Here is a 13,751-nt window from a genome sequence, read left to right on the forward strand (position 1 = left end):
TCATAAAACGGGGGATGAAAGGAAAAAAGCTATGAAAATTAAAAGAATCTTAAATCATAATGCAATCGTCGTAAAGGATCAAAATGAAGAGAAGATTCTCTTGGGTGCAGGAATTGCGTTCGATAAAAGAAAAAATGATATTGTCGATCCGTCTAAAATAGAAAAAACATTCGTCAGAAAAGATACACCTGACTATAAACAATTCGAAGAGATTTTAGAAACGTTGCCGGAAGACCATATTCAAATCTCCGAGCAAATTATTTCCCATGCTGAACAAGAACTGAACATCAAAATCAATGAACGGATTCACGTCGCGTTTTCAGACCATCTCTCATTTGCGATTGAACGCCTGAGCAACGGAATGGTCATCAAAAATCCGCTGCTGAATGAGATCAAAGTTCTTTATCCGAAGGAATTCCAAATCGGCATGTGGGCTAGAGCGCTAATTAAAGAGAAGCTGGGCATTGAGATTCCTGAGGATGAAATCGGCAATATCGCCATGCACATTCACACAGCCAGAAACAACGCCGGCGACATGACACAGACACTTGATATAACAACGATGATCCGTGACATTATCAACATTATTGAAACCCAGCTGTCGATCAACATTGTGGAGGATACCATTTCTTACGAAAGGCTCGTGACCCATTTGCGCTTTGCCATTCAGCATATCAAAGCAGGCGAAACCATTTACGAGCTGGATTCAGAAATGATTGCCATCATTAAAGAAAGATTCAAGGATGCTTTCCTATGCGCCAAAAGCATCGGCACTTTTGTAAAAAAGGAATATGGCTTTGAGTTTCCTGAAAAAGAATTGTGCTACATCGCCATGCATATTGAGCGGTTTTATCATAGGTCAGTGGCGCGCTGACAAACAAAAAAACGCTTTTGATGATCTCAAAAGCGTTTTTTTCATATATAGATTATTGGTTGATGGCCGGGCTCCCAATCGTATTCCATTTCGTATAGGACATGTAATGGAAATACTCATCGCGGTACGGATGCTTTGTATTGGAGTTCCAAGGCTTTTCTCCGCCGCAGAAGTGGACGATTGCCGGGTCTTCTCTCGTTTCATTATATTGCTTCCGTCCTAACAGTGTCGGTGGAGTTTTCAGTTTTAACATGATGTATGTTTGAGCGTTCCAGCGCGGATGAAGCTCATACCACTTATCATATAAGATCGCGTTCAGCGCATCTTGGTCATGTAACACAAGAAAATCTTCAGAACCGTTTTCATTGATAAAGTTGAGAACTTTTTCTGTGATGTTTTGCTTTCTCCAAGGTTCCATATCAATAATCATAATACCTGAGTTAAAATACTTTCCTGTGTCCGTGATATTCATTTCTTTCAAACGTTCATGCTGCCCCGCATCTTCCACAGCAGCAACGGTGTATGGAGAGATGTCCAAGTCCCATAGTTTCGAAATATCCTCAAGGACAAGTGCATCACAGTCGACATATATCATACGTTTGATGCTTTCATCCTTAATTAAGTCAGGAATCGAAATGCGGTAATATGCCGCTTTTGTAATATGGCTGCTTTCCACCGCATGTTCATACTGGTTGGCATCCACTTCTAAGAACTCAATCGGCACGCCGAATTTCAATGTCGTTTCTTCCAGCCTTTTTTTGTTATCAGGCTCAATTCCCCCATCAATCACATATAGCTTCACTTTTCTATTCTGGTCCATGTTTGTCAATAAAGAAACGAACATCCCACCTAAATGACGAGCATAATTATCATCTGCGCATGATACGATATGCATAAATTCATCTTTCTTCAATGGTATTCATCTCCCTTTGTGTTGTACAAGTTACATTCCCTTTTTCAGAAAATTAAACACCATTCTCCAATATTTTTTTTAATAGAATGTGCTAGACAACAAAAAGGCTTTTATTTTTTGAACATGCGATAAAGCCAATAAAGAATGAAAAAGCTCGCAATTGCAATCGCTTCAGCTGAGGCGATATACCATGGCCAAGGCCCGAGAACATCCAAAAGTGAAGAGCCGCCCGGCTTTTTCGTTAAATACATATAATTCGCATTCAGCCAGCGGTCAACCAGATAAATGATCCCTCCGTACAGATTGACAATCAAAACAGTCACCCATAAAGAGCGCTGTCTGAGTCTGTACGTGCCAATCACCGCCATAAGCAGACAGGATAGAAATACGGACCCGTGCGAAATAAAAAAGAGAATATATCGTACATGCGGAAATGAAAACATACCAAGATCTGGGGTCAGAAGCGCCTGAAGCGAGCTTCCTATACCGACAAAATACAAAAACACAAACAGCTTTCTGCTCTTTGTCACCAGCATGATCGCTGATAAATACACAGACAGGTCACTCAACTGAAGAGGCAGAGAAGTCCGCACCGACCACCTGCCCGTGGCGATCATCCATATTTGGTAACCAATTTGTGAAGCAAGCAAAAGAAACACAAATAAATAGCGCAGAAATTGACTGAATGCAGGCTGCTTCACTGACCGGCGGAACAGAAACAATAGGATGGCAAGCACGCCGATCAAGCCTAATGTCACTGCATGCTCTGTCGAAAACAGATGAAATGGATCGTGTCTATACACACCTTGAACATATTTTTGCACAACTGCACCCCTCGTTAGCGGATTTTTCTTTATTGTGGTGTTCTTTTGGCTTTTTTTATTCAACTGAAAAATATAGGCTTGAAGTTCACCATCGTCTCTGCTACAATTCATTTCATAGCTAATGATTCTGATAATTTAAGGCAGGCCTGATAAATGGAACGTTTCAATACACAGCAGCAGCTTCGCAAAGAAGAGCATGACACACTCAGCAAGCTTAGACAAATGCCCGTTGAGTCACTCAACTTGGAAGCCATTTCGATCGCGACGAATTTGTATCGGTCTGCGCAAAGGCTCCGTGTCAAAATGGAGACTGAGGTTCTTTCTTCTTACAAATTATCTTGGACCGCTTTCTCCATTCTTTACGATCTATGGGTATGGGGCAAACTCGAAACGAGAAAAATCTCTGAGCTGTCAGGCATTTCAACAGCTACAGCAAGCAACGTGATCAAAACGCTCGAAAAAAAGGGCTTTTGCTCCAAAAGCATCGATACCAGAGATCGGCGACTTGTTTTTGTCACAATTACTGAATCCGGCAAACAAGCGATCGAAGAACTCTACCCCGAGTTTCACAAAGGGGAAACGGAATTGATTACGGGCATGACAAAAGAGGAGCAGAAAACCCTGACAGGACTGCTTAGAAAAGTAGCGGACAATCTTCATACATCATAAGCTTTGACGGGAATCCAGTAGCGGTTTGTCTCCCTGTTTCAGAGAGCCGGCGGAAGGTGCGAGCCAGCACACAGGCACACGCGAATTACCTCCCCGAGCTTTCTTTGTGAACGTTAGTAGCAAAGGACGGGAAACCGTTATTCGAATGAGCGGAAGACAATGTCTTCAACCAGGGTGGTACCGCGTGCATTGAGCCACGTCCCTTATCGGGATGCGGCTCTTTTTGTGTTTCTAAAAAAGGAGGAAGACGATGAAAACATTTGATCAGCTCACAGCAGCACAGCAAAAAGAAGTCGAAAGACAGCTTGATTTATATATGACAGGCGCCCAAGAAGTCATACCGCCGGAGGAATTAAAGGCTAAGCTTGTCAAATCGATTGAGACAGGCACACCACTAAAAATCAAACTCGGATTAGACCCTTCTGCACCGGATGTTCATCTGGGACATACGGTCGTTTTAAACAAGCTTCGCCAATTTCAAGAAAACGGCCACATTGTGCAGCTCTTGATTGGCGATTTCACAGGAAAAATCGGTGATCCGACAGGCAAGTCCGCAGCCAGAAAACAGCTGACCGATGAAGAAGTCAAGCACAACGCCAAAACATACTTCCAGCAATTCGGGAAAGTGCTTGATCCAGAAAAAGTCGAGCTTCACTACAACTCGAAATGGCTGAAGACATTGCATCTGGAGGATGTCATTGACTTGGCAGGCAAAATAACAGTAGCACGCCTAATGGAACGCGATGACTTTGAAGAACGCATTGCCATGCAAAAACCGATCTCCCTGCATGAATTCTTTTACCCGTTGATGCAGGGATACGATTCCGTCGTTCTGGAAAGCGATATTGAATTAGGCGGAACAGATCAGCATTTCAATGTGCTGATGGGACGGCATTTCCAAGAACGATACAACAAAGAAAAACAAGTCGTCATCCTGATGCCGCTTTTGGAAGGCTTGGACGGTGTTGAGAAAATGTCGAAATCAAAAAACAACTACATCGGCATTGACGACCATCCAAACGACATGTACGGGAAAACGATGTCACTGCCCGACAGCCTGATGAAAAAATATATCCATTTGGCAACGGACCTTGAGCTTGAAGAAAAAAAACAGCTCGTGAAGGACTTAGAAACCGGCTCCGTTCATCCAAGGAATGCCAAAATGCTTTTAGCCAAAACGATTGTCCGAATGTACCACGGATTGGAAGCCGCTGAAGCAGCCGAACAATCTTTCAAAACAGTCTTTCAGGAAAACAGCCTGCCTGAGGATATTCCGGCTGTGAACTGGAAAGGCGAGAAAACAATAGCGATGATCGATCTGCTCGTCACTCTTGACCTTCTCTCTTCGAAAAGCGAAGCGCGCCGCATGATTCAAAACGGAGGTGTCCGGATTAACGGAGAGAAAATAACAGACATTCACGCCGATGCAGAGATAAAAGAGAATATGATTATCCAGGTCGGCAAACGCAAGTTTTTAAAACTCCAATAATTTGATGTCCTGACGCTTATGAAATCGGCTTTCATAAGCGTTTTTTTGCAGGTATAAAGCACTGTCTTTTCAAAAATGCGCTTCAGGTTGCAGGAAAACCCTTTAGCATCCCGAAATATTCCCCATCCAAACATTAGGGGAGGTTCATGTTTATGAAAAAGCTTTTAACTGTAATGACGATGGCCGTTTTAACGGCCGGCACGGTTCTCTTGCCGGCACAGAGTGTCACCCCTGCTGCGCACGCTGTCCAAGTATCAGAAAGCCAGCGGGAGCTTCCATTCAAAGCAAAGCGTGCGTATTCCACCATTTCTCAGCTTAGTGAAACAATCGGCCCCAGAATAGCCGGAACTGCCGCTGAAAAAAAGAGTGCCTTATGGATCGCCTCAACCTTGAGAAAATTAAAGCTTGATGTGAAGGTTCAACGATTCGGCATTCCTGACCGGCTTGAGGGAACGCTGTTTTCAGAAGGACGCGACATTCTTCTCCGGGCGGCATCCGGCTCAGCCCCGACTGAGGAAAAAGGGCTGACGGCTCCGCTTTACAATGCCGGCTTAGGCTATCCAAAGGACTTCACCGCTGATGCCAAGGGCAAAATCGCCTTGATTTCAAGAGGAGACCTGACATTTTACGAGAAAGCCAAGAACGCCGAAGACGCCGGAGCGAAGGCTGTCATCATTTATAACAACAAAGAAAGCCTTGTGCCTGTCACCCCAAATCTATCCGGAAATACAGTCAGCATCCCTGTCGTCGGAATTAAGAAAGAAGACGGTGAAACCCTTATCCAGCAAAATGAAGCAACCTTACAAATAAACGCGCTCTCCAATCAAACCTCCCAGAACATCATCGGTGTCAAAAAACCAAAGAACATCAAAAATCCTGATATTGTGTACGTCACAGCACATTATGACAGTGTTCCTTTCTCACCCGGCGCAAATGACAACGGATCAGGAACCTCTGTCATGCTGGAAATGGCACGCGTCTTGAAAAGTATTCCTTCTGACAAGGAGATCCGCTTTATCGCTTTTGGCGCTGAAGAGCTCGGCCTGCTCGGCTCCTCTCATTATGTAGATCATCTATCAGAAAAAGAGTTGAAACGAAGCGAAGTGAACTTCAACTTAGACATGGTGGGTACAAGCTGGGAGAATGCGTCTGAGCTGTATGTCAACACATTGGATGGACAATCTAACTATGTTTGGGAATCCAGCCATACGGCCGCTGAAAAAATTGGATTCGACAGCCTGTCTCTGACACAAGGAGGCTCATCCGATCACGTGCCGTTCCATGAAGCCGGTATAGATTCCGCTAACTTTATTTGGGGAGATCCGGAAACCGAAGAGGTTGAGCCTTGGTATCATACCCCTGAAGACTCGATCGAGCATATCAGCAAAGAACGCCTTCAGCAGGCCGGCGACCTTGTGACAGCCTCTGTCTATGAAGCTGTGAAAAAAGAGAAAAAACCGAAAGCCAATAAGAAACAAATAAAGACAAAAGCCTCTGACATTTATGAAGATATGAAATAAAAAAAGACGGCACATCGCTGCCGTCTTTTTTTAATCCACTTCTTTCTTAATCCCCAGCATTTTCTCATCTAAATAATGGGCGATCTCCGCCGCTTCCTTCAGCTCATCAGTTAAATGTTTAGGAACGTCGTTGTTCAATTTATAGTAGATTTTATGCTCCAAGCTCGCCCAGAAATCCATGGCGATGGTGCGGATTTGAATTTCTGCTTTGACGTATTCCACTCTGTTCGTTAAGTTTACAGGCATTTCAATAATCAAATGCAGGCTTCGGTAGCCGTTCGGTTTCGGATTCTGAATATAATCCTTTACCTTCACGATCCGCAAATCCTCATGCTGCTTCAGGACGTTCACGACATTATAAATATCAGAAATAAAGGAACAAATGATACGCACACCGGCAATATCGTTGATATGTTCCTTCATTTCCTGTGTCGTAATCTCGCAGCCCTTTCTCATGAGTTTATTTACGATGCTTTCAAAGCTTTTCACACGCGATTTTGTATGCTCAATCGGATTGTGGCCATGAATTAAATTGTATTCCTGACTGATAATCGAAAACTTTGTATCAAGTGCATCAAGTGCGAATTTATAAACCAACAGTTCGTTTTTCCAATCTTCCATGACAGTTTTTAAATCGTCCATATGTGTTACAGATAAATCCATTTTCGTCATCTCCTTTAACGGATCTTTATCCGCTGTCCATGTACTAGACGTGCCTGCCTGCTGCTAGGTTCTATGAATTTTTTTACAAAATCCTGTCGAATGTAACAAAAAAAGACCGCATGAAAAAGCGGTCTTCTTTCTTACCGGAAATAACTGATCAATAATCCAATTGACAGCAGGAATCCGAAAAATGTATTGGTTTGCGCTGTAGATTTCATCGCCACAATCATATTCATTGGCAATTCTTTTTTGACGAAGCCTTTCACCGCCTGAACTGGTTTAGGTACGCTCAAAAAGACGACAAACAGCCATGGGCTTGCAGCTCCTGTAATGACCAAGCCGACAACCCAAATATACGCCACAGCAAAAGATGCAGCCAGCAGAGTGACAGCTCCTTTATGCCCCATCAGGATTGCCAATGTTTTGCGTCCGCCTTTTTTATCCTCTTCGATATCGCGAATGTTGTTCGACAGGTTAATCGCGCCGACAAGAATCGCAATCGGAATCGAAATCAAAATGCTTTGCATATTGATCTTATCTGTCTGAATAAAAAATGAAATCAGCACAAATACCGAACCCATGCAAATGCCTGAGAATAACTCACCGAACGGTGTATATGCAATTGGCAGAGGCCCGCCTGTATACAGGTAACCGATCGCCATTCCCACGAGGCCGATGACAGCCAGCCACCAGCTGCTGCTCATGCAAATATACACACCGAGCAAAATGGCAATGCCGTATGAAGCGAGAGCTAATTGCAGAATCGTTTTGGGCTTCATACCATGCCTGACAATTGCGCCGCCGATTCCGACAGATTCAGCTGTATCTAACCCGCGTTTAAAATCGTAGTATTCATTGAATAAGTTCGTCGCGATCTGAATCCATAAGCAAGAAAACAGCATAGCCAGAAACAGCAGCAAATCAACCTTCACATAAAACATCGCCAAAACTGTTCCTAGAAGCACAGGAACAAACGACGCCGTTAATGTATGCGGACGCGTTAATTGCCAAAGAATCTGCCCCATACTTTCTTTTTCCGGCGCTGTCTGACCCTCACCCTTATTTGTTTGGTTCATCTTCCTCTTCCTTTCTATTAAAAGGCTTACTTTATTTCAGCCGGCCACTTGATGAAACTTGCGTTTTGCTTCCTTATCTATCATAATGACTTCTCCACCATTTCACAAGATACCTTGAGCGGGCGTTTTCCTTCTTATTATACCCTTTCTGCCCTGATTTCATTAGGGTTCTGCCTGTGCCTTTACAAACAGGAGCGGAAAAATTTTTTTAAATACATTTTCGCTTTTTAAAAGTTAAAAAGTTCTCTTCATTACATTTGATCTTTCCTTTATAATGAATCAGTCAGAGAAGCTTCATTCATACTCTCTCTCTGAGATAAAAATTCACTTCTGAAGGCAGAAGCCGATATATAAATTTGAGGGAGATTAGGGAAAATATGAAACTTTTTGCGCATCCGCTCGTCATATACTCATGTAATTATCGAAAAAACGGGAAGGGAATTTAGATATGCTGCAATTGATGAAACAGCTGTATGAAAAACCCGCTGTCAAGTGGACTTGTCATACAGGCTTTTATTTGTTGATACTGCTTGTTTTGTTTTTTATGTATGGTTTTCACACCGCGAATACCGGTTCTTATATTTATAACGATTTCTAATTGGAGAGAGAATAACAATGAAACTTTTAGATGCTATTCAAACACATGCGGAAACTTATCCGCAAACCGAAGCCTTCCGCTCTCAAGGCCAGTCGCTCACATATCAGGAACTTTGGGCACTGTCTGACCGTGCGGCGGCCGCAATCAAAAAACGCGTTTCCGGAGAAAAGGGTTCTCCTGTTCTGGTGTACGGACATATGGAGCCGCACATGATTGTCTCCTTTTTAGGAAGCGTCAAGGCGGGACACCCTTATATCCCGGTTGACTTGTCCATTCCGTCCGAGCGGATTGCGAAAATTATTGAAAGCTCGGGCGCTGAATTGCTGATTCATGTATCTGGTCTTCCTGTTGATATTGACAGCGGGCTGATTCAGACAGTTTCAGCGGAAGAACTGCTGGAACACGAAGGCACTGTCAGCCGTGATCAATGGGTGACGGGACACGAAACGTATTATATTATTTACACTTCCGGAAGCACGGGCAATCCGAAAGGCGTGCAGATTTCAGCCGCGAACCTTCAAAGCTTCACAGACTGGATTTGCGCGGACTTCCCGATCAACGGAGGCAAAACGTTTTTAAACCAAGCGCCGTTTTCATTTGATTTATCCGTCATGGATCTTTATCCGTGCCTTCAGTCAGGCGGTACTTTACACTGTGTGACAAAGGACGCCGTGAATAAGCCGAAGATCTTATTCGAAGAGCTTAAAAAGTCCGGGCTGAATATATGGACATCGACGCCATCCTTTGTGCAAATGTGCCTGATGGACCCTGGATTTTCACAAGATCTGCTTCCTGAGGCGGACACATTTATGTTTTGCGGAGAGGTTCTCCCGGTTTCTGTAGCCGAAGCGCTGCTTGAGCGTTTCCCGAAAGCAAGAATTTTTAATACGTACGGTCCGACTGAGGCGACAGTCGCTGTTACGTCCGTTGAAATTACAAGTGACATCATCAGCCGGCACGAATCTCTGCCAGTCGGCTTCGCCAAACCAGATATGAACATTTTGATTATGGATGAACAGGGAAATCAGCTCCCGGATGGAGAAAAAGGCGAAATCGTCATTGCAGGTCCGAGTGTAAGCCGCGGCTATCTCGGTGAGCCTGAGCTGACAGATAAAGCGTTCTTCTCTTATGAAGGCCAATGGGCATACCGAACTGGCGATGCTGGTTATACACAAGATGGTCAGATTTTCTGCCAAGGCCGCTTGGATTTCCAGATTAAACTTCACGGGTACCGAATGGAGCTGGAGGAAATTGAGTTTCATGTGAGACAGTCTCAGTACGTGCGCTCAGCTGTTGTGATTCCGTATCAGCCAAACGGAACAGTTGAATATCTGATAGCTGCAATTGTGCCTGAGGAGCATGAATTCCAGAAGGAGTTCCAGCTGACAAGTGCGATTAAAAAAGAGCTTGCCGCTTCCCTGCCGGCTTATATGATTCCGAGAAAGTTCATTTATCAGGATCACATTCAAATGACGGCTAACGGCAAAATTGACAGGAAACGCATCCGCGAAGAGGTTCTTGTATGACGCCTTACAGCTCGTTTCTATTCTTTATATTGCTTGGCATTCTTCTTCTGCCGACCATTATTCTCGGCCTGAACGGGAAAAGATTCCAGGCATACAACATGTTTATATCCATTCTTATATTGGCTCTGATTTTCTCGCATGACTTACACGGCATCATCGCCCTGTGTTTGTTTACCATATGGCAGGTGCTCCTGATCAGCGGCTACCTGGCGTACCGGCAGAAAGCGAACAGCGGCTTTGTCTTTTGCTCGGCTGTTATCGCGTCTATTCTGCCTTTATTCTTGTCAAAAATATGGCCGTTTCTTTCTCATCCGCAGCCGCATCATCCCGCGCATAACCTGATCAGCTTTTTAGGGATTTCGTATTTAACCTTTAAAGGCGTTCAGCTGATTATGGAAGCGAGAGACGGGCTGCTGAAGGAACAGCTGCCGCTTCACCGCCTTCTGTATTTCATCCTGTTTTTCCCGACGATATCTTCCGGTCCGATTGACAGGTACCGCAGATTCGTCAAGGATGAGCAGAAGGCCTGGACAAAAGAGGAATATGCCGATCTGCTGTATACGGGGATTCACAAGATTTTCATTGGATTCCTTTACAAGTTTATTATCGGCTATGCGATCAACACATATTTCATCATGAACCTTCCCGCGATCACGCACAATAAGATCCTCGGGAATCTGCTGTACATGTACGGCTACAGCATGTATTTATTCTTTGATTTTGCCGGCTACACGATGTTTGCCGTCGGGGTCAGCTATATTATGGGGATTAAATCGCCGGAAAACTTTAATAAACCGTTTATCAGCAAAAATATTAAAGATTTCTGGAACCGCTGGCACATGTCTCTGTCATTTTGGTTCAGAGACTATGTATTTATGAGATTTGTATTTTGGATGACAAAGAAAAAGTGGATCAAAAACCGTATGGCCGTCTCAAATATCGGGTATTTCCTGCTGTTTATGCTGATGGGGGTTTGGCACGGCCTTGCGCCGCAATATATCATCTACGGCCTCTATCACGCCGTCCTGATGACGTGTTACAACTTTTTCGAGAAGTGGAATAAGAAATATAAATGGCTGCCGTCCAACCGCTGGACAACGATTCTCGCCATTGTGATCACGTTCCATTTTGTTTGCTTTGGGTTTTATATTTTCTCAGGAAAACCATTTCATCACCATCATTAAAGGAGATTAGAAAACTATGGATTTTAAACAAGAGGTATTAGACGTTTTAGCAGAGGTTTGCCAGGATGACATCGTAAAGGAAAACCCTGATATTGAAATTTTTGAAGAAGGTTTGCTTGATTCTTTTGGAACAGTAGAATTGCTGCTTGCGATTGAAAACCGTTTTGATATTCTGGTGCCTATCACTGAATTCGACCGGGATGTATGGAATACGCCTAATAACATTGTAAACCAGCTGTCTGAGTTGAAATAATGAAAAAGCGTTTTTTCGGTCCAATTATTTTGGCGTTTATTCTATTCGCAGGCGCCATCGCAGTTCCATCTTCATGGCTGACTCGTTTTATTACCGATAAACGGGTTGAAGAGTCAGCAACAACCTTAAACCCGAGTATGTTTCAGGGGCTTTATTTACAAAATCAGATGCTCAATGATCCGAAGTATCTTCCGATTTACGGGTCTTCTGAGCTTTCCCGGCTGGACGAGTTCCACCCATCTAATTATTTTCAAGTAAACAATGAGGGATTTACGCCTTACCTTGTCGGCAAAGGCGGGTCCCAGTCATTGATACATTCTTTAAACTTCGCTGCCCATATGGATCAGCTGAAGGGCAAAAAAATTGTTTTCATCGTTTCTCCGCAGTGGTTTATTAAGCGCGGGTCTGATGAACAGCATTTTGCGCCGAACTATTCCGCGCTTCAAGGGCTGGATCTGGCATTTAACGAGCAGATCGATCCTGACGTGAAAAAGAAAATGATGAAGCGTATGCTGCGCTTCAAAGCTGTTCAAAACGATGCTGTACTTTCCGAGCTTTATAAGGCGATGGTGAACGGCCAGACATGGAAAGTGAACGCGCTGAAGCCGGCGGCAAAAGTATATTACAAGATGCTCGAAAAGAAAGACCTTTATTATTCGACGACGGAAACCACAGGACCAAAGCGTTATATCTCACAATCCGTGAAGGATAAGTCATGGTCGGAATTAAATAAACTGGCCGATGAATCAGGCAAACGCCACTCCGGGTCTAACGATTTTCACATCGACAATCCTGTTTATAAGAAGCTGAAGCCGAAAGTGCCTAAGCTGAAAGGGAAGAACAAAGGCAGATCGTATGCGAATTCACCGGAATACGGCGATTTTGAGCTGATGCTTCATATCCTGAAAGACGCGGGCGCAGAGCCTATGTTTGTCACCATCCCTGTTAACGGAAAATGGTATGACTACACAGGCTTCCCGAAAAAAGGTCGCACTGACTATTATGAAAAGGTCAATAAACAGATTAAAGCGAAGGGCTTCCAAGTCGCTGATTTTTCAGGTCATGAATATGACCCTTATTTTATGAAAGATACTATCCACATCGGCTGGAAAGGCTGGGTGTATGTGGATAAGGCAATTGATGAATTCTATAAAACCGGAAAGGTTACTTCATCGTGAGCATCTATTAGGACGCGGCTGCATATTTCCTGCTAAGATTTGAAATAGTAAAGGAATCACAGCCAGCTTGATAAGAGGTGTTACATCAATGAAGATGACAGGCAATACGGTTTTGATCACAGGCGGTTCAGCAGGCATCGGGCTTGAACTGGCCAAACGGCTGCTTGAGCTCGGGAATGAAGTGATCATTTGCGGACGCAGCGAAACGCGTCTTGCAGAAGCAAAAAAACAGCTCCCAGCCCTCCATACAAAACAATGCGATGTCTCAGACCGCACACAGCGTCAGGCATTGTTTGAATGGGTCCAGAAGGAATTTCCAACACTGAACGTTCTCGTTAACAATGCGGGCATTCAAAAGGAAATCGACTTTAAAAAAGGGACTGAGGAGCTTTTTGTGGACGGGGATGAAATTGAGCTGAATTTCCAAGCGCCCGTCCATTTATCAGCTCTTTTTACGCCCCACTTGATGAATCAGCCGGAAGCGGCAATTGTTCAGGTAACATCCGGGCTCGCGTTTAACCCGTTAGCTGTTTATCCGGTGTACTGTGCAACAAAAGCGGCGCTCCACTCCTTCTCACTCACGCTCAGACACCAGCTTCGCGATACAAGCGTTGAAGTGATTGAGATGGCGCCCCCTATGGTTGACACGGGATTAAATCAAAAATCACGCGATAAGCAAGGTCTGACGTACCGCGGCATTACACCTGAAGAATATGTTCAATATTTCTTAGACGGCTTAAAAGAAGGCAAACAAGAGATTACAAATGAACGTGTCGAAGGTCTGCGGAATGCAGTCCGTGCCGATTACGACAGAGTATTTGAACAAATGAATGCGCAGGAGAATTAAATTCTCCTGCTTTTTCTTATAAATTTTTTACAAATTTGAGCAAACCTATTGCGATTATTTGGTGAAGGTATACAATAGAATATAAAATATTTTCAAATAAGTTTGATAATATAAACAATTTAACAACAGGGAGATTG

The 13,751-nt window shown here is 43.8% G+C and carries 14 protein-coding genes and 1 other annotated feature; of the genes, 10 read left to right on the forward strand and 4 right to left on the reverse strand.

Translation table 11 applies throughout. From position 1 onward, the window contains the following. Window positions 1-31 precede the first annotated feature (31 nt). Entirely contained in the window at window positions 32-874 is an 843-nt protein-coding gene (locus HC660_RS19525; RefSeq protein WP_010332379.1) for a PRD domain-containing protein, read from the forward strand. A gap of 52 nt (window positions 875-926) precedes the next feature. Here the strand turns inward: HC660_RS19525 and HC660_RS19530 are convergent, their stop codons facing one another. Further along, window positions 927-1,787 (reverse strand): glycosyltransferase family 8 protein, encoded by an 861-nt coding sequence (locus HC660_RS19530; RefSeq protein ID WP_010332380.1) that lies wholly within the window; start codon window positions 1,785-1,787, stop codon window positions 927-929. 110 nt (window positions 1,788-1,897) lie between these two features. Then, window positions 1,898-2,611 carry a YwaF family protein gene (locus HC660_RS19535; RefSeq protein WP_010332381.1) on the reverse strand — a complete coding sequence of 238 codons (714 nt, stop codon included), beginning with the start codon at window positions 2,609-2,611 and terminating at the stop codon, window positions 1,898-1,900. A gap of 153 nt (window positions 2,612-2,764) precedes the next feature. On the opposite strand from HC660_RS19535, the gene HC660_RS19540 reads away from it, so the two are divergent. The 3 genes from HC660_RS19540 (at window position 2,765) to HC660_RS19550 (ending at window position 6,289) form a co-directional block, all read left to right on the forward strand. Next, window positions 2,765-3,280, forward strand: coding sequence for a MarR family transcriptional regulator (locus HC660_RS19540; protein ID WP_168749076.1), 516 nt, complete (start codon window positions 2,765-2,767; stop codon window positions 3,278-3,280). Beyond that, window positions 3,275-3,487 (forward strand) — a binding site (T-box leader). (Overlaps the previous gene by 6 nt.) A 43-nt stretch (window positions 3,488-3,530) precedes the next feature. After that, entirely contained in the window at window positions 3,531-4,769 is a 1,239-nt protein-coding gene (gene tyrS / locus HC660_RS19545) for a tyrosine--tRNA ligase (protein ID WP_168749077.1), read from the forward strand. A gap of 152 nt (window positions 4,770-4,921) precedes the next feature. Next, complete coding sequence (locus HC660_RS19550) at window positions 4,922-6,289, forward strand: M28 family metallopeptidase (RefSeq protein WP_168749079.1); 1,368 nt, start codon at window positions 4,922-4,924, stop codon at window positions 6,287-6,289. A gap of 30 nt (window positions 6,290-6,319) precedes the next feature. Here the strand turns inward: HC660_RS19550 and ywaC are convergent, their stop codons facing one another. Both ywaC and HC660_RS19560 read right to left on the reverse strand, forming a co-directional pair. Further along, entirely contained in the window at window positions 6,320-6,952 is a 633-nt protein-coding gene (gene ywaC / locus HC660_RS19555) for a GTP pyrophosphokinase YwaC (RefSeq protein ID WP_010332385.1), read from the reverse strand. 140 nt (window positions 6,953-7,092) lie between these two features. After that, window positions 7,093-8,028, reverse strand: coding sequence for a 1,4-dihydroxy-2-naphthoate polyprenyltransferase (locus HC660_RS19560; RefSeq protein WP_010332386.1), 936 nt, complete (start codon window positions 8,026-8,028; stop codon window positions 7,093-7,095). A 448-nt stretch (window positions 8,029-8,476) separates the two neighbouring features. Between HC660_RS19560 and HC660_RS19565 the strand changes: the two genes are divergently transcribed. The 6 genes from HC660_RS19565 to HC660_RS19590 all read left to right on the forward strand — a co-directional run bounded on the left by HC660_RS19565 (window position 8,477) and on the right by HC660_RS19590 (window position 13,614). Further along, window positions 8,477-8,626 (forward strand): teichoic acid D-Ala incorporation-associated protein DltX, encoded by a 150-nt coding sequence (locus tag HC660_RS19565; RefSeq protein ID WP_010332387.1) that lies wholly within the window; start codon window positions 8,477-8,479, stop codon window positions 8,624-8,626. A gap of 17 nt (window positions 8,627-8,643) precedes the next feature. Further along, window positions 8,644-10,152: a D-alanine--poly(phosphoribitol) ligase subunit DltA gene (gene dltA / locus HC660_RS19570; RefSeq protein ID WP_010332388.1), complete on the forward strand. Its 1,509-nt coding sequence runs from the start codon at window positions 8,644-8,646 to the stop codon at window positions 10,150-10,152. Then, window positions 10,149-11,336 carry a D-alanyl-lipoteichoic acid biosynthesis protein DltB gene (gene dltB / locus HC660_RS19575; RefSeq protein WP_168749081.1) on the forward strand — a complete coding sequence of 396 codons (1,188 nt, stop codon included), beginning with the start codon at window positions 10,149-10,151 and terminating at the stop codon, window positions 11,334-11,336. The genes dltA and dltB overlap by 4 nt, the downstream gene beginning before the upstream one ends. 16 nt (window positions 11,337-11,352) lie before the next feature. After that, complete coding sequence (dltC, locus tag HC660_RS19580; RefSeq protein WP_003227325.1) at window positions 11,353-11,589, forward strand: D-alanine--poly(phosphoribitol) ligase subunit 2; 237 nt, start codon at window positions 11,353-11,355, stop codon at window positions 11,587-11,589. Further along, entirely contained in the window at window positions 11,589-12,767 is a 1,179-nt protein-coding gene (gene dltD, locus HC660_RS19585; RefSeq protein WP_168749083.1) for a D-alanyl-lipoteichoic acid biosynthesis protein DltD, read from the forward strand. The genes dltC and dltD overlap by 1 nt, the downstream gene beginning before the upstream one ends. A gap of 88 nt (window positions 12,768-12,855) precedes the next feature. Further along, window positions 12,856-13,614, forward strand: coding sequence for an SDR family oxidoreductase (locus tag HC660_RS19590; RefSeq protein WP_168749085.1), 759 nt, complete (start codon window positions 12,856-12,858; stop codon window positions 13,612-13,614). The last annotated feature ends 137 nt before the right edge of the window (window positions 13,615-13,751 follow it).

It is taken from the genome of Bacillus mojavensis, assembly GCF_012648005.1.
Classification (GTDB): Bacteria; Bacillota; Bacilli; order Bacillales; family Bacillaceae; genus Bacillus; species Bacillus mojavensis.